Annotated in this window: 30 protein-coding genes; 17 read left to right on the forward strand and 13 right to left on the reverse strand. The window is 72.6% G+C overall.

The window, feature by feature from the left end; translation table 11 throughout:
• The first annotated feature begins 10 nt into the window (after nt 1-10).
• The 5 genes from ACFYML_RS11615 to ACFYML_RS11635 all read left to right on the forward strand — a co-directional run bounded on the left by ACFYML_RS11615 (nt 11) and on the right by ACFYML_RS11635 (nt 5,177).
• Complete coding sequence (locus ACFYML_RS11615; protein WP_387420514.1) at nt 11-385, forward strand: hypothetical protein; 375 nt, start codon at nt 11-13, stop codon at nt 383-385.
• A 722-nt stretch (nt 386-1,107) separates the two neighbouring features.
• Nucleotides 1,108-1,488, forward strand: a complete 381-nt coding sequence (locus ACFYML_RS11620) for a VOC family protein (protein WP_387420515.1) — start codon at nt 1,108-1,110, stop codon at nt 1,486-1,488.
• A gap of 55 nt (nt 1,489-1,543) precedes the next feature.
• Nucleotides 1,544-2,011 (forward strand): DUF4442 domain-containing protein, encoded by a 468-nt coding sequence (locus tag ACFYML_RS11625; protein WP_387420516.1) that lies wholly within the window; start codon nt 1,544-1,546, stop codon nt 2,009-2,011.
• 47 nt (nt 2,012-2,058) lie between these two features.
• Entirely contained in the window at nt 2,059-2,808 is a 750-nt protein-coding gene (locus ACFYML_RS11630; RefSeq protein ID WP_387271789.1) for an HAD family hydrolase, read from the forward strand.
• Nucleotides 2,805-5,177 carry a glycoside hydrolase family 65 protein gene (locus ACFYML_RS11635; RefSeq protein ID WP_387420517.1) on the forward strand — a complete coding sequence of 791 codons (2,373 nt, stop codon included), beginning with the start codon at nt 2,805-2,807 and terminating at the stop codon, nt 5,175-5,177. Before ACFYML_RS11630 ends, ACFYML_RS11635 begins: the two co-directional genes overlap by 4 nt.
• Before the next feature lie 93 nt (nt 5,178-5,270).
• On the opposite strand, the gene ACFYML_RS11640 is transcribed toward ACFYML_RS11635, so the two are convergent.
• The 3 genes from ACFYML_RS11640 to ACFYML_RS11650 all read right to left on the reverse strand — a co-directional run bounded on the left by ACFYML_RS11640 (nt 5,271) and on the right by ACFYML_RS11650 (nt 6,259).
• A complete protein-coding gene (locus tag ACFYML_RS11640) occupies nt 5,271-5,447 on the reverse strand; it encodes a hypothetical protein (RefSeq protein ID WP_387420518.1) in 177 nt (58 codons plus the stop codon).
• A gap of 87 nt (nt 5,448-5,534) precedes the next feature.
• On the reverse strand, nt 5,535-5,897 hold the full coding sequence (gene trxA / locus ACFYML_RS11645) for a thioredoxin (RefSeq protein WP_387420519.1): 363 nt from the start codon (nt 5,895-5,897) through the stop codon (nt 5,535-5,537).
• A complete protein-coding gene (locus ACFYML_RS11650; RefSeq protein ID WP_387420520.1) occupies nt 5,867-6,259 on the reverse strand; it encodes a MerR family transcriptional regulator in 393 nt (130 codons plus the stop codon). Before ACFYML_RS11650 ends, trxA begins: the two co-directional genes overlap by 31 nt.
• Before the next feature lie 225 nt (nt 6,260-6,484).
• On the opposite strand from ACFYML_RS11650, the gene ACFYML_RS11655 reads away from it, so the two are divergent.
• The 4 genes from ACFYML_RS11655 (at nt 6,485) to ACFYML_RS11670 (ending at nt 9,062) form a co-directional block, all read left to right on the forward strand.
• On the forward strand, nt 6,485-7,144 hold the full coding sequence (locus tag ACFYML_RS11655) for a dienelactone hydrolase family protein (RefSeq protein ID WP_387420521.1): 660 nt from the start codon (nt 6,485-6,487) through the stop codon (nt 7,142-7,144).
• Nucleotides 7,145-7,209: 65 nt separating this feature from the next.
• Nucleotides 7,210-7,392, forward strand: a complete 183-nt coding sequence (locus ACFYML_RS11660) for an antitoxin (RefSeq protein ID WP_387420522.1) — start codon at nt 7,210-7,212, stop codon at nt 7,390-7,392.
• Nucleotides 7,393-7,579: 187 nt separating this feature from the next.
• Complete coding sequence (locus ACFYML_RS11665) at nt 7,580-8,785, forward strand: cytochrome P450 (RefSeq protein WP_387420523.1); 1,206 nt, start codon at nt 7,580-7,582, stop codon at nt 8,783-8,785.
• A gap of 28 nt (nt 8,786-8,813) precedes the next feature.
• On the forward strand, nt 8,814-9,062 hold the full coding sequence (locus ACFYML_RS11670) for a ferredoxin (protein WP_387420524.1): 249 nt from the start codon (nt 8,814-8,816) through the stop codon (nt 9,060-9,062).
• Here the strand turns inward: ACFYML_RS11670 and ACFYML_RS11675 are convergent, their stop codons facing one another.
• The 9 genes from ACFYML_RS11675 to eccB all read right to left on the reverse strand — a co-directional run bounded on the left by ACFYML_RS11675 (nt 9,063) and on the right by eccB (nt 16,195).
• Entirely contained in the window at nt 9,063-9,518 is a 456-nt protein-coding gene (locus ACFYML_RS11675) for an HAD family hydrolase (RefSeq protein ID WP_387420525.1), read from the reverse strand. It lies immediately after the preceding gene.
• Between the two features lie 113 nt (nt 9,519-9,631).
• Nucleotides 9,632-10,282, reverse strand: a complete 651-nt coding sequence (locus ACFYML_RS11680; RefSeq protein WP_387420526.1) for a C39 family peptidase — start codon at nt 10,280-10,282, stop codon at nt 9,632-9,634.
• A gap of 302 nt (nt 10,283-10,584) precedes the next feature.
• On the reverse strand, nt 10,585-11,004 hold the full coding sequence (locus tag ACFYML_RS11685; protein WP_387420527.1) for a pyridoxamine 5'-phosphate oxidase family protein: 420 nt from the start codon (nt 11,002-11,004) through the stop codon (nt 10,585-10,587).
• 51 nt (nt 11,005-11,055) lie between these two features.
• A complete protein-coding gene (locus ACFYML_RS11690) occupies nt 11,056-11,397 on the reverse strand; it encodes a YkvA family protein (RefSeq protein WP_073839134.1) in 342 nt (113 codons plus the stop codon).
• Nucleotides 11,398-11,436: 39 nt separating this feature from the next.
• Nucleotides 11,437-12,258, reverse strand: coding sequence for a hypothetical protein (locus tag ACFYML_RS11695; RefSeq protein ID WP_387420528.1), 822 nt, complete (start codon nt 12,256-12,258; stop codon nt 11,437-11,439).
• Nucleotides 12,259-12,404: 146 nt separating this feature from the next.
• Complete coding sequence (locus ACFYML_RS11700) at nt 12,405-12,857, reverse strand: hypothetical protein (RefSeq protein WP_387420529.1); 453 nt, start codon at nt 12,855-12,857, stop codon at nt 12,405-12,407.
• Between the two features lie 144 nt (nt 12,858-13,001).
• On the reverse strand, nt 13,002-14,243 hold the full coding sequence (locus ACFYML_RS11705; RefSeq protein WP_387420530.1) for a WXG100 family type VII secretion target: 1,242 nt from the start codon (nt 14,241-14,243) through the stop codon (nt 13,002-13,004).
• Entirely contained in the window at nt 14,236-14,610 is a 375-nt protein-coding gene (locus ACFYML_RS11710) for a hypothetical protein (RefSeq protein WP_387272837.1), read from the reverse strand. Before ACFYML_RS11710 ends, ACFYML_RS11705 begins: the two co-directional genes overlap by 8 nt.
• A 115-nt stretch (nt 14,611-14,725) precedes the next feature.
• Entirely contained in the window at nt 14,726-16,195 is a 1,470-nt protein-coding gene (gene eccB / locus ACFYML_RS11715; protein WP_387420531.1) for a type VII secretion protein EccB, read from the reverse strand.
• A gap of 162 nt (nt 16,196-16,357) precedes the next feature.
• On the opposite strand from eccB, the gene ACFYML_RS11720 reads away from it, so the two are divergent.
• Nucleotides 16,358-17,530, forward strand: coding sequence for a type VII secretion protein EccE (locus ACFYML_RS11720; RefSeq protein ID WP_387420532.1), 1,173 nt, complete (start codon nt 16,358-16,360; stop codon nt 17,528-17,530).
• Here the strand turns inward: ACFYML_RS11720 and eccD are convergent.
• Nucleotides 17,514-18,911: a type VII secretion integral membrane protein EccD gene (eccD, locus tag ACFYML_RS11725; protein WP_387420533.1), complete on the reverse strand. Its 1,398-nt coding sequence runs from the start codon at nt 18,909-18,911 to the stop codon at nt 17,514-17,516. The genes ACFYML_RS11720 and eccD overlap by 17 nt on opposite strands.
• Before the next feature lie 171 nt (nt 18,912-19,082).
• On the opposite strand from eccD, the gene eccCa reads away from it, so the two are divergent.
• From eccCa to ACFYML_RS11760, 7 genes are all read left to right on the forward strand, one after another.
• Nucleotides 19,083-23,048 (forward strand): type VII secretion protein EccCa, encoded by a 3,966-nt coding sequence (gene eccCa, locus ACFYML_RS11730; RefSeq protein ID WP_387420534.1) that lies wholly within the window; start codon nt 19,083-19,085, stop codon nt 23,046-23,048.
• Between the two features lie 68 nt (nt 23,049-23,116).
• The gene (locus ACFYML_RS11735) at nt 23,117-23,536 is read left to right on the forward strand and encodes a YbaB/EbfC family nucleoid-associated protein (RefSeq protein WP_387420535.1); all 420 of its coding nucleotides are present in this window, start codon (nt 23,117-23,119) and stop codon (nt 23,534-23,536) included.
• A gap of 16 nt (nt 23,537-23,552) precedes the next feature.
• Complete coding sequence (locus ACFYML_RS11740) at nt 23,553-23,846, forward strand: hypothetical protein (protein ID WP_357442245.1); 294 nt, start codon at nt 23,553-23,555, stop codon at nt 23,844-23,846.
• Between the two features lie 31 nt (nt 23,847-23,877).
• Nucleotides 23,878-24,606, forward strand: coding sequence for a hypothetical protein (locus ACFYML_RS11745; protein WP_387420536.1), 729 nt, complete (start codon nt 23,878-23,880; stop codon nt 24,604-24,606).
• Entirely contained in the window at nt 24,603-24,890 is a 288-nt protein-coding gene (locus tag ACFYML_RS11750; RefSeq protein WP_387420537.1) for a hypothetical protein, read from the forward strand. The genes ACFYML_RS11745 and ACFYML_RS11750 overlap by 4 nt, the downstream gene beginning before the upstream one ends.
• Before the next feature lie 228 nt (nt 24,891-25,118).
• On the forward strand, nt 25,119-25,427 hold the full coding sequence (locus ACFYML_RS11755) for a WXG100 family type VII secretion target (RefSeq protein ID WP_073839146.1): 309 nt from the start codon (nt 25,119-25,121) through the stop codon (nt 25,425-25,427).
• Between the two features lie 30 nt (nt 25,428-25,457).
• Nucleotides 25,458-25,739 (forward strand): WXG100 family type VII secretion target, encoded by a 282-nt coding sequence (locus ACFYML_RS11760; protein WP_073839147.1) that lies wholly within the window; start codon nt 25,458-25,460, stop codon nt 25,737-25,739.
• Nucleotides 25,740-25,773 lie beyond the last annotated feature (34 nt).

The raw sequence follows: 25,773 nt of genomic DNA on the forward strand, positions 1-25,773 counted from the left end.
GGTAAATTACATGTCGAAGAGGTTTGTCGCCTCAGCCGCAGTCGCCATCTCGGCGCTGGCTGTCGGTGCGCTTGCGGGCCCGGCGCCCGCGCAGGCTTCCACCCGATACGGATGCACCTATCCGCGCGTTTGCTTCTACCTCACTGCGTCGCACTGGACCTCGCAGTCGCCGACGGCGTCCTACCAGGACATCACCTCCACCTGGCAGAACCTCGGCTCGCAGAGCTACGGATCGGCCTACGCCTTCAACTCTCGCAACGACGACGTCGCCTACTTCCACTTCACCAACGGTCGCACCGCCTGCGTCCGCCCGGACAACCCCATCTACCTGGACCAGTACGGCACCGTCGACAAGATCCGGATTTCCTCCTCGTCGACGTGTTAGATCCGGCCTTGTTCCCTGGTGCCCGGTAGATAATCCGGGAAGGGGTTAATTCGGAAACGCATAAGCGCCTTCCGGTCGGGTGGAATGAGATTCTTCGAGTATCTCATCCGCCCGTTCCGGGAGGCGCTTCCGAGGTGCGTGTAAAAATAAGCGGTTTCCGGCGTGGGGTTGCCTGTCGGCGCTTTGCGCCCGGCCGGGAAATCTCGCTCCACCCTTAGGTCGCATGCCGCCGGCAACCATTTGGGGGAGATAAATCGGTCACGGGCGCTATGGCGCTTGCGAGCGCCTTTCGAGCTGACGTCGCAAACGATTCATCGGCACCGGTTCCGCTGCCCGAGGTGGGCATCTGTCTCGCCCTGAGGGCGGGCGGGCCGTGCGGGCAGGCTCTGGCGGGGCAATCCGTGGCGGCGAGGGCACCGTTGGGGCTGGTGAGCCGCTTACGACATCAGCTCGAAAGCGAACGAGACAACGACGATTCGGGCCGCTCCCCGAGCGGACGGACCCGGCCTGCCTGGGGCAGCGACCGGAAGGCAACATCCCTAGCCGGGGCTGCTGTACCGGTGAGTTCCCCGCCGGCAGAGGACCGGCAGGGGCCGGTGCTGACCTTCACCCCGGCGAGCTGGTCGTCCTTCGTCACGCACACGAAGCGCCGCTGAGCGCGGCCGACGCCCAGCTGGTCGAATTGAGTTGACCACTTCTCCGCGCGGCTCGAAGGTGTCGGGATGGGGACTGCCATCCGCAACGTCGCGTTCGACTGTGCCGACCCGTACGAGCTGGCGCAGTTCTGGGCCAAGGTCTTCGACTGCCCGGTCGACCCGCAGTTCGAGCCCGACGACGAGGAGCTCGTCATCGAGCCCCCCGATGGCCCGAGGCTCTATTTCCAGCGCGTGCCGGAGCCGAAGACCGTGAAGAACCGCGTACACATCTGCCTGCAACCGGACGCCCTGCGCGACCGGGAGGTCGAGCGGGTCCGTGGGCTCGGTGCCACCGTCGTCGCCGATCGACGTGAGCCGGACGGCAGCGGCTGGGTCGTGCTGGCCGATCCCGAGGGGAACGAGTTCTGTGTGCTGCGCAGCGGGGCTGAGCGGCATCCCACCGCATAGACCCGGAAGCTCGGTCGCTCTTGCCGGCGAAGTTACCGACGAGTAGCGTGCGGGCATGTCCATCGACTCTCGCCAGGTGGCGGCCGGTCTGCTGGAGGCTGTGCCGTTCGCCCGCACGCTCGGTATCGAATTCGTCGAGGTGGCGCCGGAGGCCGACGGCGGGGTACGCGCGGTCGTCCGGCTGCCCGACCTCCCGGAGCATCACAACCACGTCGGCGGCCCGCACGCCGGGGCCATGTTCACCCTCGGGGAGACCGCCTCCGGCGCGGTGGTGCTCGCCGCGTTCGGGCAGGTGCTCGACCGGGCGGTGCCGCTGGCCGTGACGGCGACCATCGCGTACCAGAAGGTCGCCCTGGGTCCGGTGCTGGCCACCGCGCGGCTGGGACGCACCCCGGCGGAGGTGCTCGCCGAGCTGGACGCGGGACAGCGGCCGGAGTTCCCGGTCGAGGTGGAGATCGGCACCGAGGACGGCACCACCACCTCGGTGCTGACCGTGACCTGGACGCTCCGTCCGAACCGCTGACGCCCGAATCGGGTTTGCCTGGCCGGCTCGGTGGATAGATTCGTACCGTGCTGGGCCTACCCGCCAACGTGACCGCCTGTCTCTTCGACCTGGACGGTGTGCTCACGCAGACCGCCAAGGTGCACAACGCAGCCTGGGCGGAGACCTTCGACGCGTTCCTGCGGCAACGCTCCGCGGCCACCGGCGAACCGTTCCGTCCCTTCGACCCCGGGCCGGACTACAACCGGTACGTCGACGGCAAACCGCGGGCCGACGGGGTGCGCTCCTTCCTGGCCTCTCGCGGGATCAGCCTGCCCGAGGGCACGCCGGACGACCCGCCGGAGGCGGACACGGTCAACGGGGTCGGCAACCGCAAGAACGTCATCCTGCTCAAGCGGCTGCGCACCGACGGGGTCGAGGTGTACGAGGGCTCGGTGCGCTATCTGGAGGCGGCGGCCCGGGCCGGGCTCCGCCGGGCGGTCGTCTCGGCCAGCGCCAACTGCCAGGCCGTGGTGGCGGCGGCCGGGCTGGACCGGCTGCTGGAGGCGCGGGTGGACGGGCTGGTCGCCCGCCAGCGGGGGCTGCGCGGCAAGCCGTACCCCGACACGTTCCTGGCCGGGGCGGAACTGCTCGGCGTGCCACCGGCGAACGCGGCCGTGTTCGAGGACGCGCTGGCCGGCGTGGCCGCCGGCCGGGCCGGCGATTTCGGATACGTGGTCGGCGTCGACCGGGTCGGCCAGGCCGACGAACTGCGCGCCCACGGCGCCGACGTCGTGGTGACCGACCTGGCCGAGCTGATGACGGAGCCGGCCCGATGATCCGGGAGCGCGCGTATCCGGTCGAGCCGTGGCACGTCCGCGAGGTGCGGCTCGACATGGACGTGCTCGCCCAGTCCGAGTCGGTCTTCGCCCTGTCCAACGGGCACGTGGGGCTGCGCGGCAACCTGGACGAGGGTGAGCCGCACGGACTGCCCGGCACCTACCTCAACTCCTTCTACGAGCTGCGGCCGCTGCCGTACGCGGAAGCCGGTTTCGGCTTTCCCGAGTCCGGTCAGACCATCGTCAACGTCACCAACGGCAAGCTGATCCGGCTGCTCGTCGACGACGAACCGCTCGACGTCCGCTACGGCGAACTCCTCTCCCACGAGCGGATCCTCGACCTGCGGGCCGGCACCCTGCACCGCGAGCTGCACTGGCGGTCGCCGGCCGGGCGGGAGGTCAAGGTCCGCAGCACCCGGCTGGTGTCGTTCACCCAGCGCTCGGTCGCCGCGATCAACTACGAGGTCGAGGCGGTCGGGGAGCCGATGCGGCTGATCCTCCAGTCCGAGCTGGTGGCCAACGAGACCCTGCCGCCGCAGAGCCGCGACCCGCGGGTGGCCGCCGTGCTGGAGTCGCCGTTGCTCGCCGAGGAGGAGCTGACCACCGACGACGGCGGGCTGCTGATCCACCGCACCAAGGTCAGTGGGCTGCGGGTGGCCGGCCAGATGGCGCACGACGTGAGCGGCCCGGAGCGCACCACGATCGAGTCCGAGGGGTACGAGGACTGGGTCCGCACCACCATCGGCTGTGTGCTCAGGCCGGGCGAGACGCTGCGGGTGGTCAAGTACCTGACGTACGGCTGGTCCAGCAAGCGGTCGTTGCCCGCGCTGCGCGACCAGGTGGGGGCGGCCCTGGCGGCCGCCCGGCTGGACCGCTGGGACGGGCTGCGCCGGGCGCAGCGGGAATACCTGGACGAATTCTGGGACGCCGCCGACGTGCGGGTGGAGGGCGACCCGGAGGTGCAGCAGGCGGTCCGGTTCGGGCTCTTCCACGTGCTCCAGGCCGGTGCCCGGGCCGAACGCCGGCCGATCTCGGCGAAGGGACTCACCGGCCCCGGGTACGACGGGCACGCGTTCTGGGACACCGAGATGTTCGTGCTGCCGGTGCTCACCTACACCCAGCCGAACGCGGTGCGGGACGCGCTCTACTGGCGCCACTCGACGCTGCCGCAGGCCCACGAGCGGGCCCGCACCTTGAACCTCAAGGGCGCGGCGTTCCCCTGGCGGACCATCGAGGGACCGGAGTCGTCGGCGTACTGGCCGGCCGGGACGGCCGCGTTCCACATCGCCGCGGACGTCGCCGACGCGCTGCGCCGCTACGTGCTCGCCACCGGCGACGAAGGCACGGAACGGGAGATCGGGCTGGAGTTGCTGGTGGAGACCGCCCGATTGTGGCGTTCGCTGGGCCACCACGACCGGTACGGGCGGTTCCACATCGACGGGGTGACCGGCCCCGACGAGTACACCGCGGTCAAGAACGACAACATCTACACCAACCTGATGGCGCAGCGGAACCTGCTCACCGCCGCCGACTGCGCGATGCGCCACCGGGACCAGGCGTTCGACCTCGGGGTCACCGACGAGGAGGCGGCCGCCTGGCGGGACGCCGCGAACGCCATGCAGCTGCCGTACGACGACGAACTCCAGGTGCACGAGCAGGTGGAGGGCTTCACCCGGTTGCAGGAGTGGGACTTCGAGCACACCCCGCCGGAGAAGTACCCGCTGCTGCTGCACTACCCGTACTTCGACCTCTACCGCAAGCAGGTCATCAAGCAGGCGGACCTCGTGCTCGCCATGCACTGGCGGGGTGACGCGTTCACCGGCGAGGAGAAGGTGCGCAACTTCCTCTACTACGAGCGGCGGACGGTCCGGGACTCCTCACTGAGCGCCTGCACCCAGGCGGTGGTGGCGGCCGAGGTGGGCCACCCGGAGCTGGCCCACCGCTACCTGCGCGAGGCCGCGTTGATGGATCTGCACGACCTCAACGAGAACACCCGCGACGGGGTGCACATGGCCTCGCTGGCCGGGGCCTGGATCGCCCTGGTGGCGGGCTTCGGCGGGCTGCGCGACCACGATGGGACGCTCTCGTTCTCGCCCCGGCTGTCCAGCCGGCTCAGCCGCCTGGAGTTCTCCATGCAGTGGCGGTCGATCCGGTTGCGGGTGGACGTCCGGCCGCACCAGACGACGTACTCGCTGCGGCACGCCGGCCCGGACACCGTGCTGGAGCTGCGCCACCACGGCGAGACGATCCAGGTCACCGGCGAACAGCCGGTCACCGTGCCGGTGCCGCCGGCCCACCCGTCCGGTCCGCCGCCGGAGCAGCCGCCGGGCCGGGCGCCCCTGCTGCACCTGCCGGAACACTTCGCCTGATACGTCCCGGCCCCCTCATTGCGGGGGCCGGGACACTACTCCAGGTCGCGGCCCGGTGTCAGGCGCGCCGCGACCTCGTCGAACTCGGGTACGTCAGAACTGGCGGCCGTCGGACGGCCGGCCGGCGGCGTCCCGGGGTGACATCGCCCGCGGGTCGTCGGCGGTACGCGCCTGCGCCGCCTCGTCCGCCCACTCCCGGGTGCGCTGGGCGTCCTGTTCGCGGCGTTTCTGTTCGGCGGCCTGCTGCCGGGACCTGTCCTGCTGTGCCATGACGATCCTCGCGATCGGTCGGGGCGCGGCTGCGCCGGTCCGTGGTCACTGCGCGCCTTCCCGATCGGCCCGGCGGCAAACGGCGGCTCAGGCCGGCGGCTGCCAGCCCGCCACGTGCTGGCCGAAGCTCAGCCGCAGGTGGTTCTTAGGCCGAGCACCGACGATCGAGCCGACCACCTGCCCGTCCCGGAAGACCAGCATGGTGGGCAGCGACATCACCTGGTACGCGCGCGTGGTCTCCGGGTTCTCGTCCGAGTTGAGCGTGACGAAGCGCAGCGCGTCGCCGAACTCCTCGGCCAGCTCCGCGAGGTGCCGGGAGACCGTCCGGCACGGTGGGCACCACTCGGCCCAGAAGTCGACCACCACCGGCCGGTCGCCGGCCAGCGCCGTGGCCGCGAACGTCTCGTCGGTGACCGTGGTCAGTCGGCCCTGGGCCGTGTCCTGAGGCATGTTTCCTCCCGCTGGGCGATCGCGTGGGCGAGCTGGTCGTGCAGCTGTCGGCGGACCGCGCCGAGCCGGTCGAGATAGTCGTCCACCTCGGCGAGCTTGCGCCGCAGCACGGCCACCGAATCCGGGCAGACGTCACCGGAGCTGTTGCCGGCTCGCAGGCAGGCCACGAAGGGTCGGATGTCGTCCAGGCCGAAGCCCACCGCCAGCAGCGCCCGGATCTCGTGGACGACGCGCAGCTCCGCCTCGTCGTAGATCCGGTAGCCGTTGGCGGAGCGGCGTGGCCGCACCAGCCCCTGCGTCTCGTAGTACCGCAGGGTCCGGGTGCTCGTACCGGCGCGTTCCGCCAGCTCACCGATGCGCATCCGACCTCCCTCGCCCGCCCTGTTCGCCACGCTAAACCTTGCCGCCGACGTCAAGGCAACACCGCCACCCGCCACCGCGTGATCATGAGGTTGACGGTGTCGGGGAGCGGGCGCTTTCTCGGCGGCCAACCTCATGATCGTCCCGGTGGGTGGCGGTGGGTGGGCGCGGCAGGGTGGGAGGTGAGGGCGGGGCGGGTGGGGGTATGCGGGTGGCGGAGGTGGGGCATGGAGACGCGCGAGGTGACGATCCCGGTGGTCGAGGGCGGGCTGCCGGCGGACGTGATCGTGCCGTCCGGCGCGGTCGGGGTGGTGCTCTTCGCGCACGGTAGCGGCAGCTCGCGGCACAGCCCGCGCAACACGGCCGTGGCGCACACCCTCAACGGCCGGTCGCTCGCCACCGTACTGGTCGACCTGCTCACCCCCGACGAGGACGTACTGGACGCGCGGACCGCCGAGCTCCGCTTCGACATCGGGCTGCTCGCCGGGCGGCTGGCCGCCATCGTCGACTGGATGGGCGCCGAGCCGACGCTGGGCCGGCTGCCGATCGGGCTCTTCGGCGCCAGCACCGGCGCGGCCGCCGCCCTGGTCGCCGCGGCGGCGCGCCCGGAGCAGGTGGGCGCGGTGGTCTCCCGCGGCGGTCGGCCCGATCTGGCCGGCGGCTCCCTGTCGGCGGTGCGCGCCCCGACCCTGCTGCTGGTCGGCGGCTTGGACGAGCAGGTCATCGTGCTCAACGAGCAGGCGCAGGCCCAGTTGGGGGAGGTGGCCGAACTGCGCATCGTCCCCGGTGCCACCCACCTGTTCGAGGAGCCCGGCACCCTGGAACAGGTGGCCGACCAGGCCGGTACCTGGTTCACCACTCACCTCCGCACCCCGCACCCCGCCTGACGCGGGCAGCCCGTTTGTGCCTCTGGTTGCCGGGAAGGCATCGACGGAGGAGAGGGGAGCGGAGCATGCGTGACTTCATGGACAAGGCCCAGGACGAGGCCAAGCAGCATCCGAAGCAAGCCGACGAGGCTGTCCAGAAGGCCGGCCAGGAGGCCGACCAGCGCACCGGCGACCGGTACGACAAGCAGGTCCAGCAGGGCGAGCAGGCGGCGGAGCGGCGCATCAACCAGGGCGACCCCAACCGCTGACCGCGCCCTCGCTCCCGGGCCGTCCAGTGGATGGTCCGGGAGCGGCGTGTCCGGGCCGGTGGGAAACCCCGCTGGCCTTCATCGACCAATCTCGCTACCATCCGCAGTCGGGGCATGACTCAGCGTGGAGTCATGCGGAGTCGACCCGCACCGCACGGCGGTGCCGTGGACGAGAGCGAGCCAGCCGGTGACCGACACTTCCGAGGCGACCATCCCGCAGCGCTACCCGTTCAACGCCCCTGACCGACTCGACCTGGACCCCCGCTACGCCGAACTGCGCGAGCAGCCGCTCATCCGGGTCCAACTGCCGTACGGCGAGCCGGCCTGGCTGGCCACCCGGCACGCCGACGTACGTACCGTGCTCGGCGACCCTCGGTTCAGCCGGGCGGCGGCCACCGGCCGCGACGAGCCCCGCAACACGCCGCACCAGCAGCAGACCGGCATCCTGTCGATGGACCCGCCGGACCACACCCGGGTGCGCCGTTTGGTGGCCAAGGCGTTCACCGCGCGCCGGGTGGACCAGCTGCGCCCGCGAACCCGGGCGGTGGCGGAGGAACTGGTCGACGGCATGCTCGCCGCCGGGCAGCCGGCCGACCTGGTCGCGTACCTGGCCACCCCGCTGCCGATCCGGGTCATCTGCGACCTGCTCGGCGTGCCGGTGTCCGATCAGGACAAGTTCCACACCTGGTCGGAGGCGATCGTCTCCACCACCTCGCTGGAGCCGGGCCTCGTCCAGCACTACCTCGACAGCCTGCTCGCGTACATGGCGGGGCTGGTCGCGCGGCGGCGGGTCGAGCCGGCGGACGACCTGCTCAGCGCCATGGTGCGAGCCCGCGACGAGCACGCGGATCGGCTCAGCGAGGAGGAGATGGTGATGCTCGCCGCGGGGCTGCTCGCCGCCGGGCACGAGACCACCGTCACCCAGATCCCCAACATGATGTACGTCCTGCTGACCACCCCCGGCGCGTGGGACACGCTGCGTGGGCGGCCGGAGCTGGTGCCGACGGCCGTCGAGGAGCTGATGCGGTTCATCCCGCTCGGCGCGACCGCCGCCTTCGCCCGGTACGCCACCGAGGACGTCGAGCTCGGCGGGGTGCTGGTGCGGGCGGGCGAGCCGGTCGTGGTCTCCATCCCGTCGGCCAACCGGGACGGGACCGTCTTCCCCGACGCCGACCGGCTCGACCTGGCCCGGGAGGTCAACCCGCACCTCGGCTTCGGGCACGGCGTGCACCACTGCCTCGGCGCCCAACTGGCCCGGATGGAGCTGCGGGTGGTCCTGGAGACCCTGCTCGATCGGGCGCCGGGGCTCCGGCTGGCCGTACCCGAGGAGGAGCTGACCTGGAAGAGCGGCCTGCTGGTGCGTGGCCTGGTGGCGATGCCGGTGGGCTGGTGAGCGGAGCGACGGCGAAGGGGGAGGGACCGTGAGCGAGGTGGAGCGCGTGCCGGAGACGCAGTGGCGACTGCACGTGGATCCCAGCCGGTGCATCGGGTCGGGGATCTGCGCGGGAGTGGCTCCCCAGCACTTCGTCCTGGTCGACGGATTGTCCCGGCCGCTGGCCGAGCGGATCGTCCCCGCGGACGCGGTGCTCGACGCGGCCGAATCCTGCCCGATGGAGGCGATCGTGGTGTCCGATGTGGAGAACTTCCGGCGGATCGCCCCGGAGGGTTGATCAGCCCCGCAGCAGGGCGGGCAGCTCGCCCAGGGCGGCCAGGGCGTGGACCGCGACGTCGAAGCGGCGGGCCAGCGCGCTCGACGGCCACGCCTCGGCGGTGGCGTTGCTGATCAGGCCGATCGGGTGGCCGTCGGCGCGCAGCGCGTCCAGCACGGCGAGGGTCTCCGGCGCGACCCGGGCCAGCACCCGGGTAGCCAGCTTCCGGCGATGCGCCGCGGCGCGGGCCACCTGGTCCTCGGTCGGCGTCCCGCCGAGCCGCCCGGCGAGGATCCGGACCGTCTCCGCGACGTCCCATCGGGTCATCCGGTCCCGCCAGGTGGCGTGGTACGCGGCCACGAGTGCCTCCGGCGGCACCCCCACCATCAGGCCCATCTCGCCGACCACCCGGTCCCGTTCGGAGTTCGCCCCGTCGACGAGGGTGTGGAAGAGGTCGAAGATCACCGGCCGCGGCACGGCCACATGCTAACGGCGTGTGCCGGCGGGCCCGAGCCGGCCTCGTGCACCGGTCGTGAGCACGGCGAAGGGCCGGCCTCCCCCTCGGGAGACCGGCCCTTCATGCCGCTCGGTCAGGAGCTGTAGCCGCGGCTGGCGATCCAGTTGGCCAGGTCGGCCACGTTCATCCAGTACTCCGGCTCGCCCGGGCTCGCCGGGTCGGCGATCAGCACGGTGTTGCCGTCGTCCTTGTACTCCACCACCGTCAGGTAGTGGCCGGTGTAGCTGTGCGCGACCCCGTCGACGTCCACGGCGCTGCCGATGATGTTGGCGACCACCGGGCGGCCCTGGTCCACCGCGGCCTTGACGTCGGCCCGCAACTGCTCGACCTGATCCTTGGTGGCCGAGTTGTCCCGGATCTCGGTGGTCTTGTACTTGCCGCCGGTGTACTCGTTGAGCACCCGGGTGATGTCGATCGCCGAGTCGGTGCCGTTCACGGTCGTACCCAGCTTCTGGGCCAGCTCGTCCTGGCTGACCGACTTGCCCTCGGCCGACAGCGCGATACGGGTCGACGCCGGGCCGCAGTAGTAGAAGTTGGGCTGCGCCTGGTACTCGTACCCGGCGCGGCGCTCGCCCTTGCCCTTGCCCTTGTCAGCGCTCGCCGCGCTGACGGGCTTGGCCTGCGCCGGAGCGGCGTGGGCGGCCACGGCCGGACCGGCCACGATCCCGCCGGACATGACGAGACCGGCGACGGACAGCATGCTGTTACGGAAGATCGAGTTCATGTCGAAGCTCCATTCGGGGGGTTGACGTCTCCGGGGAGACGCAGCACCAGGAGTGGCGCTCGGCTGTTCTCGGGGAAGCCGGCGTGCCGGGGTCCCACGGCCCACGGCGTTGGACCGGGGGCGCACACGACCGTGGGCCCGGGCCTTCGTCCGTCGGGCCGTCCTGCTCGGTCGTACGGGAGATGCAACGAGCAGCAGGGGCAGGCGATTCCGCCATCCAGGTGGCCCTGCTCACCACCGAACCGGACAGGCGGCCCACTCAGGCCGGATCCGGGCGGGATCGTGGTCCGGGCGGCCCCGGATCAGGTGGTGGCGGGGAGGCTGCCGAGCAGGCGGGTCACGGCGATCTCGATGACCACCCGCTGCGGATTGGGCCGCGGCGGGCGGTAGCGCTCGGCGTACCGGCGCTCGGCCTCGGCCACGGATGCGGGGTCGCTCCGCAGCACCGCCCGCCCCTCGACGGTCAGCCACCAGCGGCCCGCCACCTGGCAGACCGCCACCGGTACGCCCGCCGTGCCGGCTGCCGCCACGTGCCGCGCCTTGGCCGAGGTGCCCGAGGTGATGACCCGGGCCAGCCCGGCGACCGGGTCGAAGGTGACCCCCACCGGTACGACGTGCGGTGTGCCGTCCGCCCGCAGCGTGGTCAGCGTGGCGAGGTGCCGGTCCTGGAAGAACCTCGTCACGCGCTCGTCGTCCGGGTTCAACCGGTGTTCACCCGCCATGCCCCAGTCCTCGGTGCGCCGAACCTGAGCCGACCGCCGGCCCGACGCCGATCATGACACGGGGCGGCGCAGGCGACCCGGCCCCGGCGGGGACGGCGGCTGCTCGGGCAGCCCGCGCTGCGCCGCGCGGTGCCGGGCGGCCAGCCGGCCCAGATAGAACAGGGCACCCGCCAGCACGCCCATGTCGTCCAGGTAGATCGGGTCGGGTAGCAGGTCCACCGGCAGGATCGCGTAGATCAGCGCGCCGTAGAAGGCGACCTTGCCGCCGACCCCGAGCGCGCCGAGCAGCCGGCGGGTGCGGACCACCCGGACGGCGAGCAGTATCGCGCCGACCAGCGTGGCCAGCGCCACGAGACCGGCGAGGACGACCAGCACCCAGCTCTCACGGGACACGAGGTCACGCTAGCCGAGCCGGGCCAGCTCCGCCCGGCGTCAGTACGCCGGGACCGCCGCCCGTCCCCGGGCCACCGATCCGGCCCCGCGGGCCGGCTCCCCGCCCCGTGCCGCGGGCAGCTCGCGGGTGATCTCCACCGCGGTGAGGTCCACGGTGGAGATCAGCGACTGGGGTTCCGGGGCGGGGCCGGTCGCCGCGTACGCCTCGTCGCGCAGGCTCCGCACGGCGGCGGCAGCCAGCTCGGCGGCCCGCCAGGCGGCCTGCTCCCGCTCCCGGGCGGTCTGGTGCCGGGCGCGGAGGTTGTCCCGGATCAGCCGGCGCAGCAGCAGTTCCTGCTCCACCGGATGACGGCGCGGGTCCCAGCCGTGGTGTCCGAGGATGTCACTGAGCTGCTCCACCGTGATCTCCTTGCGCCACTGCGCGTCCAGTGCCGCCCGGTGCAGCCAGCGCTCCCGGTCCGCGTACTCGGCCGGGGTCCGGTCGGTCCGCGGCAGGGGCAGGGTGGCAGCGGCGGCCAGTCGGCGGACGTCCCGCTCCGCCGCCTCGTACGCCCGCCACGCCTCCTCGACCTCCTCCTGGGCGGCCAGCCACTCGGCGCGCCGCCGCTCGGCGGTGCTCGCCGCCCGTTCCGCCGCCACCCTCACCTCCTGCGCGTACCGGGCCCGCTCGCGGGCCTCCTCGGCCAGCTCCAGGCTGCTCGGCATGGCTGCCGCGCTGATCCGGTCGCCGAGCGCCGAGCGGAACCGGTCGGGGCGGACGATCAGGGCGGCGACCACGATCGCCGCCACGGCGAGCAGGGCCAGCCAGATTCCGGCGGCCTGGGGAACGTCGGGCAGGACGGTGGAGAAGACGGTCTGCATCACCAGCACCTCGTGGTGGAACTCGAAATTCAGGATCTGGGCCCGGGGCCGGGCGGAGGAACGCCGTTGGCGCGGGGAAGGGCGCGCTGCGGCCGTACCCGTTGGGGGTGGTGTGGACTCATCGAGGGCCGCGCGGGCGGCCGGGATCAGGCGCGGGGTGGGCCGCGCCGGGCGATCGGCTCGCGGTCGGGGTCCGCGGCGGCCACGGCGACGTGCGGGCGCGGCGTCGCGGCATCGCCGTCGACGAACCGTGCCGCCACGCCGGGAGTCGGCGAGGTCGCCGCCGCGAGTGGGTGACCGGCCGAGGAGTGCGGCGCGGCGGCCGGCCTGGTGTCGACGGCCCACGCGCCGGTCGCGGCCGCCCCGGCATCGACGAGGCTGCCCGGGGTGGGCGCGTCGACCGGCTCCAGGTCGGTGCTGAGGCTGGTCGCCGGACGGAACGTCGCGTCTGGACCGACGGGGCCAGTGGCCGAGGCAGCGGCGGCCGGGCCGGTGAGGCCGACGACCAGCGCCAGTGCGGTCACCGCCACCTGGGTCAGCTCCCGCAGGGTGCGCAGCGTCGCCGCCCAGAGGGACGGGGCGAACGCTACGACCGGCACCAGTTCAACCTATCTGTCAGATTCGCCTCGTGCAGCTCAACGGGCGTACGGATGACGTGACCCGGCCCACCATGGACAGAGGCGGTCAACGCGAACGGCGCGGCGCCCCTCGTGAGGGTCGCCGCGCCGTTCGTCAGCGTGCGATCAGTTGGTGCCGAGCACCGGCGGCGGAGCCGACTTGCCGTCGCCCCAGACCATCTCGTCCTCGGTCAGCCAGGTCAGCCGCTCCTCCGACTCGTCCTCGTCGAAGGAGCCCCGCCCGCCCAGGACGCCGTTGCGCCCGGCCATCGCGGGCCGCGCGTTGGTGCCCCGGCCACCGTTGGAGCGGCCCTCCGCGTTGATCGTGACGCCCCGCCCGGAGGCGAGCCGCCCGGTGCCGGCTGCGGACCGGTTCTCGGCCCCGGGCATGCCCCCGACCCTGGCCGTGCCCGGACCCGAGCTGGCCAGCGCGCCCGTGCCTCCGTTCGGCAGCCCGTAGAGCTGGCCCCCGCCGCCGCTCGGGACGTTGGTGGTGGGGGCGCTGGCGGTGCCGGTGCCCGGGAGGCCGGGGGTCGTCGGGCTGGTGACCATCTGGCCGGCGCCGGCGAGTGAGGTGCCGGCGGGGTCGACGACGCCCACCGAGCCGATCGTGCCGGGACTGCCCGCGCCCGGGTGCCCGGTCGGGCCGTCGCCCACCGTGCCGCTGCTCGGGCCCGTGTGGTGCACGCCCGACGTGGTCGCGGTGGCGCCCGCGGTGGGCCCGAAGGTGCCGGAGGTCGGGCCGGTGGAGGGGGTGCCCACCGAGCGGCCGTTCTTCAGCGTCGGGTTCGTCGGGTCGCCGTCGCCGGGCAGGCCCGGGTCCGGCGGCTCCGGCACGACGATCCGGCCGTAGGCGGAGAAATCGTAACCCTCGGCGAGGTTGGCGACGACCTGCACCATCCGCTGGTGGGCCTTCTCCTGCTCCTCCTTGTCCTGCTGGTGACCGACGATGCCGCCGATCACCGCGCCCGGCAGCCCGCCGACCAGGAAGCCCTTGCCGGCGCCGGAGAGCAGCTTGTCGTTGTCGTCGGTCTCCTCCGGGCTCTCCGCCTTCGACTGGGCGGTGCGCAGCTCGGTGGCCATCATGTCGAGCGCCTGCCGGATGTCGGCCATGCCCTGCGCCAGATTGCCGGAGTAGCCGACGACCAGGTTCAGCCGCCGGTGGAACTCCCGGGCGGCGTCGCCCGTCCAGGTCTTGGCCAGCGCGTCCAGGTCACTGGTCAGGTCCCGGCCGAGGCCCTCCAGGGTGTCCTTCAGCGAGCTCCACTGGGCGCTGAGCCCGTCGACCTGCTTCGGGTCGCCCGCGGTGACGCCCTGGTAGAGCTCCTGGTGGCTGACGTGCTCGTAGCGCTGAACGTACTCAGACACGCGGATCCTCTCCCTTCGCCGGCCTCATCGCCGCATCCAGGCCGGAGAGGGCGGCGACGATGTCGGCCGCGGCGGCCGCGTTGCGTGCCTCGGCGGTCTTGTAGTTGGTCATGATCGTCTTGGTCGCCTTCTGGGCGGCCTCGATCGCCTGGCGCAGCCGCTCGACGTGGTTGGCGAAGCTCGTGTGCGTCTCGGAGTAGCGACGGGCGTTGCCGGTCGCGTCGGTGAAGGTGCCCAGCGCGGGTGGCCGGCACTGCATCTCCGTGTTGAGCTTCTTCAGCACCGACTCGGCTTCGCTGAGTCGCCGCCCCAGTCGCTGGTGAAAATCCTCCAGGGACAGTACGTCCACTGTCGTGCGCCCGGTCATGGCTGCATCCCCGTAGTCATCGTCGATAACCGTTGGTCACGCTCAGGTTAGTCGACCCGGCCCAGCCCGGGCGACCCGTGGCCGCCCATATTCCACATCGGACGGCGGTCCGAGGTCAGCCACCCTGGGCCGGGCTCGCCCCCGACTGCTGGTTGCCGTCCGGGCCGGTCGTCGCGGAGCCGGCCGGCACGGCGCCCGGATCGAAGAAGGTCAGTGCGTCCTGCCGCGCCAGCGTCGGCCCGGTCGGCACCAGCGCCAGCAGGGATGCCGGCACCGCCGTCGGCGTCGCGTCGCCGTACCCGAGCGCGACCTTCGCGTTGGGCCCGAGCGGATAGCGGACCCCCTGCGCGGTGATCAGGTAGACCGTGGCACCGGCCGCCGCCTTCCCGCTCTCCCCGGCCGTGGCCTGCACCAGCACGCCCTTGCCACCCGGCAGCAGCACGCTCTCGGCGGTCCGCACGGCGTCCCGGGAGGTCTGCCGGGCGGCCACCCCGGTCGCCGCCGTCAGCTCGGCCGGCGGCTGGTCGAAGACCTCCAGCGTGGTGACCGGCGGCTGGCCGGACGCCCCGGCCCGGTAGGTGGCGCACAATACCGTCCGGCCGGCGCGGACCTCGTGCAGGGTGGGCAGCTTGTCCGGCAGGCCCTCGGGCTCCAGTCGCTGGTCGGTGAGGAGCTGGCCGGCCTGGTCCGGCGTGATGTCGGTGATCTGACCGCCGCCGCCGAGCAGCAGCAGCGCGGTCATCTCCTTGATCGCCACCAGTCCCTGCCGGGTCAGCACGTAGTGGTTGCCGGCGGCCCGGTAGACCTGGCCGACCTTCGCCGGGCGGTCACCCACCGTCAGGCCGCTGGAGCTGCCCTCCCCGTCGATGGTCGGCTTGCGCAGCGCCGGCCCCACCGGCACCGCGTTGAGCAGCTGCTGCCCCACGGTGAGGGTGGCCGCGCCGGCCATCTTCAACGCGACCAGCGCCTGCTCGTCACCGACCACCCGCAGCCGGGAACCGCCTGTGAGCAGGTACCGCGCCTCGTTCACCCGGACCAGGACCGCCCGGTCGGTGAGGGACGTGCCGCCCGGCAGCGGCCGGTCGATCACCAGCCGGGTGGTGGAGCGCTGTGGATCGGCCGGGTCGGGCACGTCGCAGACCGACCAGGGGAGGCCGACGAGCGACTTGCGGTCCGGCACGTCGTCCGGGGCGCCCACGATGCCCACCGCCCGCCCCCGCGGGCGCTCCTTGATCGATGCCTGCGACATGGTGCGGACCGCCGGATCGGCCTCGTCGAGGATGAGCCGGGCGGAGGCGTAGTTCAGGGTCGGGTGCAGCACTCCGTCGGTGAAGACGTAGGTGGCTCCGGTCTCCCGCTCGATCACCAGCGTGTTCGACTCCAGTGGCGCGGCGTTCCCGGTGAGCTGGCCGTACGCGCCCGCCCCGCCGAGCACGACGGCGGCGGCGATGACGCTGCCGAACACCGCCATGCCGAGCCGGCGCATCGGCAGGTCATTGGTCTCCGGGTCGCCGGAGAGCAGCGCGGAGACGATGCGGCGGGTGACGAAGCGGTACGCCTGCACCTGATCGCGGCGGGTCCGCATGACTAACCTCCGGCAGGGGTGGGTCCGCGACGATCAGGTCCGAACGTCGCCGCGGGCTTCCCTACGATAAGGGGCCGGCGGCGGTTCACCGGGACCCCGCCCGTCCTCCGGCGACGCAACGCCGGGGCGGAAGCCCAGAATGTCCAGAAGGGACGCTCACCGATGACGCAGGTCCAGGCGCCACCCGGTCGTACGGCCACCGCCCCCGCCGGCCCGGCGGACCGCCCGATCATCCCGGCCGACCAGCGTCGGCGAGGTCGGCTCGGCCCGCTCGTCGTCGGTCAGCTCGTGGTGCTGGAGTGCGCCGCGCTGGCCGTCTGGTTCGCCACCGTTGGCCCCGTCTGGCTGCTCGCGTCGGTCGGCGTGCTGGCCGTGCTGGCCGTCGTCGCCGCGTTCGCCCGCCGGGGCGGCCGCTGGTGGTACGAGGACCTGATGCTCCGCCGCCGGCTGCGCCGCCGCCGCGGGCGGGCCCGGAGCGCCACGCCGTCCGGCGACCCGCGACTGGCCGCGCTCGCCCCGGAGCTGACCGTCGTCGAGCTCACCGAGCGCGGCACCCGGCTCGGCATCGGCCAGGACGACCGGGGCTGGTTCGCCGCGGTCGCGCTGACCGGCCGGCCCGGCGCGCCCGCCGGGTCGGTGGAGGCGGCGACGATGGACCAGGCCCTCGCGGTGCTCGCCGACTTCACCGGGCCGGTCACGCAGACCCAGGTCGTCTCGCACACCCTGGTCTGGTATCCCGCGCCGGGGGCCCCGCCGGCGGCGCACCGCACGATCTGGGTGGCGCTCCGCCTGTCGGTGTCCGACGCCCGCGCGGAAGCGGTGAGCCGGGGCGGCGGCATTCGCGGTGTGCACCGGACCGTGGCCGCCGGGATCGGCCGGCTCGGCAAGACGCTGAACGCCGCCGGCCTCGGCCACCGGGTGCTGGGCCGGGACGAGCTGCACACCGCGGTGGTCTCCGGTGCCGGGCTGGACCTGGCCCCGGAGGCGCCGGTGGAGAGCTGGACCAGCCTGCGCGGCGGCGGCTGGACCCAGCGCTGCCTGGCGCTGCGGGTCCGCCCCAACGGATCGCTCGGCGCGCTGGTGGACGCCGTCACCGCCACCTCCGCGCCGTCGCACACGGTCGCGGCGGTGGTGCTGCCGGGTGGCCGCCGGGTGCCTCCGCTGCTGCGGGTGGCGGCGATGGACGGGCATGCCGAGGCGCTGGTGAAGGTGGTCCGGGACGTGGCGAAGCGCAGCGGCGTGCCGGCCCGCCCGCTGGACGGGCAGCACGGTCCCGGCGTCTACGCCACCGCCCCGGTCGCCACCGCGATGGGCACGGTCACGGTCGAAGGTTGACGATCCAGCCGTAGAGGCCGCAGACCCAGACGGCCAGCGGCACCACGGCGATGATCAGCAGGATCTCGACGATGTCGAGGAGGCGACCCCAGACCGGCGAGATCCGCTTGCCCGCCACGGTGAGGCCGTAGATCAGGCCGATCACCGTGGTCAGCAGCAGCCCGCCCAGGATCACCCCCAGCCGGACCGGCAGCGACCCGGCGCCGAAGGTGGCCGCCGCGGCCAGTCCGAGACCGATGGTGCCCGCGAGCAGCACCGGGGTGCGCTGCGCGCGGCCGATGAACGGGCGGGCCCGCAGCAGCGACAGCAGCGCCAGCACCAGGCAGAGCAGCACCGCCGGCAGCCGGCCGTTGTCGGCGAGCACCACCTGACCGCCGAGCACCAGCACCGAGACCGTCCAGAGCAGGCCGGTGAGGAACGCGTCGGCGCGCTCGCTGTTGCTCAGCACCTGCGGGCCGTCGACGGACTCGCTGTCGGTCTTCAGGTCGTCCGGCCCGGTCGGGATCGACGGCACCGGCAGCCGGGCCAGCCGGTAGGCGATCATCGGCAGCGCCGGCAGGGCGGCGAAGGCGACGGTCGCCACCACCGCCGCGGCGGCCGCCGCGCCGATGCCGAAGGCCAGGCAGAGCGCCGCGCCGATGCCGACGGCCACCCCCACCGCGACCGCGCCGAGGAACAGCGGCAGCCGGTCGCCGACGGCCAGCGCGGCCATTGCGCCGAACAGCACCGCGGCGGTCGCGGCCAGCAGCACGTGCGGGCTGGCCAGGTCGGCCAGCGCCCGGTCCCCGGCGAGCACCAGCAGGCCGCCGATCGCCGCGTAGCCGAGCCCGCCCATGGCCAGTATCGCGCCGGTCCGGCTGTCACCGGCCGCCCGGGACAGCACCGCGGCGCTCACCAGCAGGGCGACCGCGACCACCAGGGCGGCCAGCGCGCCGGGCAGCTGCGGCGGCCCGGCGAACAGCGCCGCCGCGGCACCGGCCGTCAGCGCGGCCCCGGCGAGGAGCACCGCGAACGAGCGGGTCGTGCCGACCTGCCAGGTGCCGGGGCGCTGGTTGGTGGCCGTGGCGACGGCATCCACCACGTCGTCGAAGACGATCTCCGGCGCGGCGGCGGCCCGAGGGTTGAAGTAGAGCACCTCGCCGTCCCGGACGCCGAGCTGCGCGGCGGTACGCCCACCGTCCAGCGGCTGCCCGCCGAGCCGGGACAGGCTCCATCCACCGTGCCGCACGCCCTCGTCGGCGAGGTCCTCACCGGCGTACCGGAGCAGCGTGGGCAGCAGGTCGGCCAACGGGACGTCCGACGGCAACGCCAGATCCATCCTGGTGCGCGGCGCCACGATGGTGATCCGGCTCAGCCCGCCGGTCGCGGTCTTCGTCGCCACTGTGGCCTCCTCGTACTCGCCTGCGATTCACCTCGGCCGGCGGCGTCGCCCGGATACGGGTCCACGACGCCTCCGGGAGATTACCTACGATGGCGGTCGCACAGGTTGCCCACCCGACGACTCGGGCCGTTGGCAGACCACGATCAGGGCCGATTCTGGGGAGGAGACGCCGTGAGCACGGTGGTGTTCCGCCGACTGCCGCGTCAACCGGGGCCCGCGCTGCCGCGCGGCGAGGTGCTGCTGGAGTCTCCGCCCGAGCTGCCTGAGCAGCAGTCGCGGGGCATGGGACAGGTGCTGATGATCCTGCCGATGCTCTGCGGCGTCGGCGCGATGGCCTTCCTGTACGCCGGTCGCGGCGGCGGCATGATGACGTACGTCGCGGGCGGCCTCTTCGGGGTGTCCATGCTTGGCATGGCGATCGGCACGCTGGGCAACGGCGGCAACAACAAGGCCGAGCTGAATGCCCAGCGCCGCGACTACATGCGGTACCTGGCCCAGATGCGCAAGCGCACCCGGCGGGCCGCCGAGCAGCAGCGCGCCGCGATGACCTGGCGGCACCCGGAGCCGGACGCGCTCTGGTCGATCGCCGCCTCGCGCCGGCTGTGGGAGCGGCGGATCACCGAGGACGACTTCGGTGAGGCCCGGATCGCGCTCGGCCCGCAGCGGCTGGCGGTGGAGATCGTGCCGCCGGAGACCAAGCCGGTGGAGGACCTGGAGCCGATGAGCGCGATCGCGCTGCGCCGGTTCGTCCGGGCCCACTCCAGCGTGCCGGACCTGCCCACCGCGCTCTCGCTGCGCGCGTTCAGCCGGATCGTGCTGCGCGGCGACCGGGAGCCGGTGCTCGACCTGGCCCGGGCCGCCCTGGGCCAGCTGGTCACCTTCCACGCCCCGGACGACCTCATCGTGGCGGTGGTGGCCGCGCCCGACCGGCAGCCGGTGTGGGACTGGGTGAAGTGGCTGCCGCACGCCCAGCACCCGGGGCGTACGGACGCGGCGGGCGCGCGCCGGATGGTGTTCGCCAGCCTTGCCGAGGCGGAGGCGGCGCTCGCCAACGAGCTGGGCGGCCGGCCCCGCTTCGCCCCGGAGGCGAAGCCGCTCACCACCGCCCCGCACCTGGTGGTGGTGCTCGACGGCGGCGAGGTCTCGCCGACCTGCGCGTTGATGGGTCCCGGCCTGCTCGGTGCCACGGTCATCGACCTGTCCGGCACGGTGCCCCGGGACGCCGGCCGCTGGCTGCTCTGCCTCGACACCGGTGACGGCAGCGGACTGGACCTGGTCCGCGGTGCCACGACGTCGCGGCTCGGCCGGCCGGACCGGCTCAGCATGGCGGGTGCCGAGGGGCTGGCCCGGCAGGTCGCCCCCTACCGGCTCTCCCAGCAGCAGGGCGCCAGCACCGAGGAGCCGCTGGCCCGCAGCATGGAGTTGCCGGACCTGCTCGGCGTCGGCGATGCGGCGGCGGTGGACGTGCAGCAGACCTGGCGGCCGCGCAGCCACCGCGACCGGCTGCGGATCCCGCTCGGCCTCGGGCCGGACGGCAATGTGGTGGAGCTGGACTTCAAGGAGTCCGCGCACGAGGGTATGGGCCCGCACGGCCTGGTCATCGGCGCGACCGGCTCCGGCAAGAGCGAGCTGCTGCGGACGGTGGTGGGGGCGCTGGCCGTGACGCACTCGTCCGAGGAGCTCAACTTCGTTCTGGTCGACTTCAAGGGTGGCGCCACCTTCGCCTCGCTGGACGCGTTGCCGCACACCAGCGCGGTGATCACCAACCTCTCCGACGAGCTGCCGCTGGTCGACCGCATGCGGGACGCCCTGGCCGGCGAGATGAACCGGCGCCAGGAGGTGCTCCGGGCGGCCGGCAACTACGTCTCCCGCTACGACTACGAGAAGGCCCGGGCGGCCGGCGAGCCGCTGGAGCCGATGCCCAGCCTGCTGATCATCTGTGACGAGTTCAGCGAGCTGCTCGCCGCCAAGCCGGACTTCATCGACCTGTTCGTCATGATCGGCCGGCTCGGCCGGTCGCTCGGCGTGCACCTCCTGCTGGCCTCCCAGCGGCTGGAGGAGGGGAAGCTGCGCGGCCTGGACACCCACCTGTCGTACCGGATCGGTCTGCGTACCTTCTCGGCGGTCGAGAGCCGCATCGTGCTCGGCGTGCCCGACGCGTACGAGCTGCCGAGCGCGCCCGGTCACGGTTACCTCAAGACCGACACCAGCACCATGCTCCGGTTCCGGGCGGCGTACGTCTCCGGGCCGTACCGGGCGCCGGGGCAGGTGCAGCGGTCCACCCGGGCGCAGGTGCAGCGCCGGATCGTGCCGTACGGCATCGACTACGTGCCGGTGCCGGCCCTGCCGAGCCCGGCGGAGACCGCGCCGGAGCCGGAGCAGGCGGCCGACGGCAAGGCGGTGGCCATGCTGGACGTGCTGATCGACCGGCTCAAGGGGCGGGGGCGCCCGGCGCACCAGGTCTGGCTGCCGCCGCTGGCCGAGCCGCCGGGCCTGGCCGAGCTGCTGCCGCCGTTGAGCGTGCACCCGACGTTCGGCCTCACCACGGCGAACTGGCCGGGGCGTGGGCGACTCACCGTGCCGGTCGGCATCGTCGACCGCCCGTACGAGCAGCGACGCGACCCGATGATGATCGACCTGTCCGGCGCGGGCGGCAACGTGGTGATCGTCGGTGCCTCGCTGAGCGGCAAGAGCACCATGCTGCGGTCCATGCTCGCCTCGCTGGCGCTCACCCACACGCCGCGCGAGGTGCAGTTCTTCTGCCTCGACTTCGGCGGCGGCGCGCTGCGCAGCCTGGAGCGGCTGCCGCACATGTCCGGGGTGGCCGGGCGGCGGGACACCGAGGCGGTCCGGCGGACCGTGGCCGAGGTGGTCGCGATCATCGACGACCGGGAGCTGCGCTTCACCCAGCACGGCATCGACTCGATGGCCAGCTACCGTCGCCGCCGGGCGGCCGGGGAGTTCGCCGACGACCCGTTCGGCGACATCTTCCTGGTGGTCGACGGCTGGAACACGCTGCGCCAGGAGTACGAGGAGCTGGAGCAGACCATCACCAACCTGGCCAACCGGGGGCTGGGTTTCGGCGTACACGTGGTTGTCACGGCCGTGCGGTGGGCGGAGATCCGGATCAACATGCGGGATCTGCTCGGCACGAAGCTGGAGCTGCGGCTCGGCGACCCGGCCGAGTCGGAGATCGACCGGCGGGCCGCGCAGAACGTGCCGGTCGGCACGCCGGGCCGCGGTCTGACCCACGACAAGCTGCACTTCCTCAGCGGGATCTCGCGGATCGACGGCAAGCGCGACATCGAGGACCTGACCGAGGCGTCGGTCGCCCTGGCCGGGCACGTCGCGGCCAACTGGTCGGGCCGCCCGGCGCCCAAGGTACGGCTGCTGCCGCGCAAGCTGCCGGTCGGCGAGCTGGCGAAGGTCATCGACCGGTCGGCCCCGGGCATCCCGATCGGCGTCAACGAGTCGGCGCTGGCCCCGGTCTACCTGGACCTGGCGGGCGAGCCGCACCTGACCGTGTTCGGCGACGCCGAGTGTGGCAAGACGAACCTGCTGCGGCTGATCGCCCGGGGCATCGCCGAGCGGTACACCCCGGCCCAGGCCCGGCTGGTCATCGCCGACTACCGCCGTGGCCTCCTGGGCGCGGTGGAGGGCGACCACCTGCTCGACTACGCACCGTCCAACCAGGTGTTCAGCCAGGGGCTGGGCTCGATCCGCAGCGCGCTGCAGAACCGCCTGCCCGGCCCGGACGTGACCACTGCCCAGCTGCGCGACCGGAGCTGGTGGAAGGGCCCCGACCTCTACGTCCTGGTGGACGACTACGACCTGGTCGCCTCCGGCGGCAGCAACCCGCTCAGCGCGCTGCAGGAGCTGTTGCCGCAGGCCCGGGACATCGGCCTGCACCTGATCATCACCCGCCGGGTGGGCGGCGTGGCGCGCGCCCTCTACGAGCCGGTGCTGCAACGCCTGCGCGAGCTGGACTCGCCGGGCCTGCTGATGTCCGGCAGCCGGGAGGAGGGTGCGGTCTTCGGCAACCTGCGGCCGAGCCCGCAGCCGCCGGGTCGGGGCACCCTGGTCCGCCGCCGGGACGGCCAGCAGCTGATCCAGACCGCCTGGACGGAGCCGGCCTAGGGGCGGACGCCAGGCAATCGTTCCGATAGCGTCGGCCCGACCGTCGCGCGTGCAGAGAGGGACCCGTCGTGAGCACCCCGTGGGGTTACGGTGGCGCCGGTGGCGCCGTGGAGAACATGTTGCGCCAGGCGCAGGAGCAGCAGCGTCGGCTGGCCGAGTTCCAGCAGCAGCGAGCGGACCTGCGGATGACCGGGGAGAGCCCGGACGGCCTGGTCCGGGTGACCGTGGACGGCGAGATGAAGGTCGGCGACATCGAGCTCAACGCGCGGGCGATGCGGCTGGACAGCTACTCGCTGGCGGAGTCGCTCCAGGCCGCCATCGACGCGGCGTACGCGGCCTTCAACGAGCGCCAGCAGGAGTTGCTGACCGAGATGCTCGGCGGCTCCGAGCTGGTCCGCCGGGCCCAGGAGGGCTCCCTGACCCCGGAGGACTGGTTCCGCCAGTTCGGTGTGGACCTGTCCGACCCGACCCGCGGCCTGCGTCGCTGAGCTGGGAGGAGGCGCGATGGCCAACAAGGTCGACGTCGACGCGATTCGGAAGGCGAGCAAGCTGCTCGACGCTCCGGACGGCCCGATCCAGTACCTGCGCAACGTGCAGGCGTTGCTGGAGGAGGTGAAGCTGCCGGGCGGCGCGCTGAGCCTCTTCGGCCACGGGACGGTGACCCAGCACAACGCCTCGGTCGACGGGCACCTCGACAACGTCAAGACCGGAATCGACCACCTGCACAAGGCTGCGGAGCAGCTCGAGCAGAGCGCGAAGAACTGGGAGAAGTCGGACCAGCCCTGGGTGGTCAAGTGACCGGCCGGGCCAGCCACGGGGGGAGCATCTGATGCCACCGGAGATCTTCATCGCCAACGCCTCCGGCGCGGTGACCGGCACCGTCTCGGTCGCCGAGACGACGGCGCCGGTGCGTACGGCGGCGGCCGTCGCGCGCGGAAACTGGATGTGGATCGTCTTCTCGGGGATCCTGATCGGCTCGATCCTCTACCTGGAGACGTTCGACAACCAGGAGGTCAACGAGGCCATCAAGAAGTGGAGCGACGCTGCGCGCCTGCTCGGCTCGGAGCAGTTCGGCGCGGCGCTCGCGGCGGTCCCGCCGGACCCGAAGGAGTGGGACTTCGACGACCGGGACGCGTTCGACCTCTTCATGCGCAAGCTGGGGGCGGAGATCAACTCGTTGGCCGAGGCGTTCAACGCCAACAAGGACACGCTCACCTCGGCGCGGGACGCCTACAACGACGCGGTCTCCGGGATGGCCCAGGCGCTCATGCCGATCCTGGTCGCGGTGATCGCCTCGATCGCGTTCCAGTTCTTCCCCGGCACCACCGCGCTGGCCCAGGCGATCGGCATCGCCGGACTGGCGGCTGCCTCCGCCATCCTGGTGATGGTGTTCGGGGACATCGGCGCGCTCCTGCACGCCGTGATGGCTGGCTTCAACACCAACAGCCGGTTCGCGTTCGTGTCGGACTCCCGCCCCGGCTGGGCGCCCACCGGCTCCGACCCGGACATCAAGGACATCAAGATCGACTGGGTCAAGGATTCCAAGTTCTACCAGTGACGAGAGGGGTCGGGGTGTTCGCGGCGCTCTACTGGCTGTTCATGTACTTCCTGCTGACCATCCCGGTCTTCCTCGGCCTCGCCCTGGCGGCCCGGCTCACGGGCTCGGCGGGGGTCCGGCGAGCCGCTGAAGTGGTGATGCTCACCGGTGGCGTGGCGCTGCTTCCGGTGGTGCTGCAGCGCGCCTTCGAGCGGCCGGTGCTGTGGGCCGTGGTGGTGCTGCTGGCGATACTGCTGGTGTTCGGGGTGATGATGCACGTCAAGTCGTACCGCCAGCCGTCCTGAGGCCGGTGCGGATCGAGGTGGTCGTCCGTCCATATCGTACGGTCCGCCAGGGAATGTGTTGTGGATCCTGGCTTGCCGGGAGACGACGATAGGGGGACAGGGCTGCGCGGGTTGGACGTCGTCCGCTACGGTTCGGTTGAAGTGTCCGTCGGTGGGGTGTGTACGCCTTGCCGCGGGGGAGGGGCGCGGCGGATCCGCCGCCACGAAGATGACGGAAGGGTGTGAAGCATGGCGTTCGAGGTCAGTGCAGCGACTCTGCACACCGCCGCGAGTGACGTGCGGTCCACGCGCAGCGACGTCGACGGTGAGCTCAAGAAGCTGTGGAATGTCGTCGACGACCTGGCGATGGCCTGGAAGGGCCAGGCGTCCACGGGTTTTCAGAGCCTGATGACGCGCTGGAACGAGGACACGAACAAGCTCTTGACCGCGATGGACAACATCGCCGACCTGCTCGACAAGTCGGGTACGACGCACCAGGTCAACGACGAAGAGCAGCAGCAGATGCTGGACAAGTTCCACGCTGCTCTCAACCCGTGATCCGCGTAGTAGCCAGGTAGAGGAGGAACGATGAGCATCAAGGTCGACTACGCCGTCCTCGAGAGCAGCAACCAGCAGATGCAGGCCATCTCGCGGACCATCGACGAGAAGCTGGACACGCTGCGCTCGATGCTGACCAGGCTCGAGTGGGAGGGCCAGGACCGCGTCGCCTACCAGCAGCACCAGGCCCAGTGGGACGCCGCCGTGCGGGACATCAACAAGGTCCTGAACGACATCGGCCAGGCGGTCGGCATCGCCCGCGAGAACTACATGACCACCGAGATGAGCAACTCCAAGGTCTGGGGCAACTGACCCGACCGGCCCCGCTGCGGCCCCGCTCCGGCTC

The sequence above is a fragment of the Micromonospora sp. NPDC007230 genome (assembly GCF_042869115.1).
In the GTDB taxonomy this organism is placed as follows: domain Bacteria; phylum Actinomycetota; class Actinomycetes; order Mycobacteriales; family Micromonosporaceae; genus Micromonospora.

Excerpts from the sequence above, each read along its gene's own strand:
- ACFYML_RS11635 (WP_387420517.1), top strand. The coding sequence starts at position 2,805 with ATGATCCGGGAGCGCGCGTATCCGGTCGAGCCGTGGCACGTCCGCGAG.
- ACFYML_RS11615 (WP_387420514.1), top strand. The coding sequence starts at position 11 with ATGTCGAAGAGGTTTGTCGCCTCAGCCGCAGTCGCCATCTCGGCGCTG.
- ACFYML_RS11740 (WP_357442245.1), top strand. The coding sequence starts at position 23,553 with ATGGCCAACAAGGTCGACGTCGACGCGATTCGGAAGGCGAGCAAGCTG.
- ACFYML_RS11695 (WP_387420528.1), bottom strand. The coding sequence starts at position 12,258 with ATGCAGACCGTCTTCTCCACCGTCCTGCCCGACGTTCCCCAGGCCGCC.
- ACFYML_RS11685 (WP_387420527.1), bottom strand. The coding sequence starts at position 11,004 with ATGGCGGGTGAACACCGGTTGAACCCGGACGACGAGCGCGTGACGAGG.
- ACFYML_RS11625 (WP_387420516.1), top strand. The coding sequence starts at position 1,544 with ATGTCCATCGACTCTCGCCAGGTGGCGGCCGGTCTGCTGGAGGCTGTG.
- ACFYML_RS11620 (WP_387420515.1), top strand. The coding sequence starts at position 1,108 with ATGGGGACTGCCATCCGCAACGTCGCGTTCGACTGTGCCGACCCGTAC.
- ACFYML_RS11755 (WP_073839146.1), top strand. The coding sequence starts at position 25,119 with ATGGCGTTCGAGGTCAGTGCAGCGACTCTGCACACCGCCGCGAGTGAC.
- ACFYML_RS11745 (WP_387420536.1), top strand. The coding sequence starts at position 23,878 with ATGCCACCGGAGATCTTCATCGCCAACGCCTCCGGCGCGGTGACCGGC.
- ACFYML_RS11640 (WP_387420518.1), bottom strand. The coding sequence starts at position 5,447 with ATGGCACAGCAGGACAGGTCCCGGCAGCAGGCCGCCGAACAGAAACGC.
- ACFYML_RS11660 (WP_387420522.1), top strand. The coding sequence starts at position 7,210 with ATGCGTGACTTCATGGACAAGGCCCAGGACGAGGCCAAGCAGCATCCG.
- ACFYML_RS11650 (WP_387420520.1), bottom strand. The coding sequence starts at position 6,259 with ATGCGCATCGGTGAGCTGGCGGAACGCGCCGGTACGAGCACCCGGACC.
- trxA (WP_387420519.1), bottom strand. The coding sequence starts at position 5,897 with ATGCCTCAGGACACGGCCCAGGGCCGACTGACCACGGTCACCGACGAG.
- ACFYML_RS11720 (WP_387420532.1), top strand. The coding sequence starts at position 16,358 with ATGACGCAGGTCCAGGCGCCACCCGGTCGTACGGCCACCGCCCCCGCC.
- ACFYML_RS11760 (WP_073839147.1), top strand. The coding sequence starts at position 25,458 with ATGAGCATCAAGGTCGACTACGCCGTCCTCGAGAGCAGCAACCAGCAG.
- eccB (WP_387420531.1), bottom strand. The coding sequence starts at position 16,195 with ATGCGGACCCGCCGCGATCAGGTGCAGGCGTACCGCTTCGTCACCCGC.
- ACFYML_RS11680 (WP_387420526.1), bottom strand. The coding sequence starts at position 10,282 with ATGAACTCGATCTTCCGTAACAGCATGCTGTCCGTCGCCGGTCTCGTC.
- ACFYML_RS11710 (WP_387272837.1), bottom strand. The coding sequence starts at position 14,610 with ATGACCGGGCGCACGACAGTGGACGTACTGTCCCTGGAGGATTTTCAC.
- ACFYML_RS11655 (WP_387420521.1), top strand. The coding sequence starts at position 6,485 with ATGGAGACGCGCGAGGTGACGATCCCGGTGGTCGAGGGCGGGCTGCCG.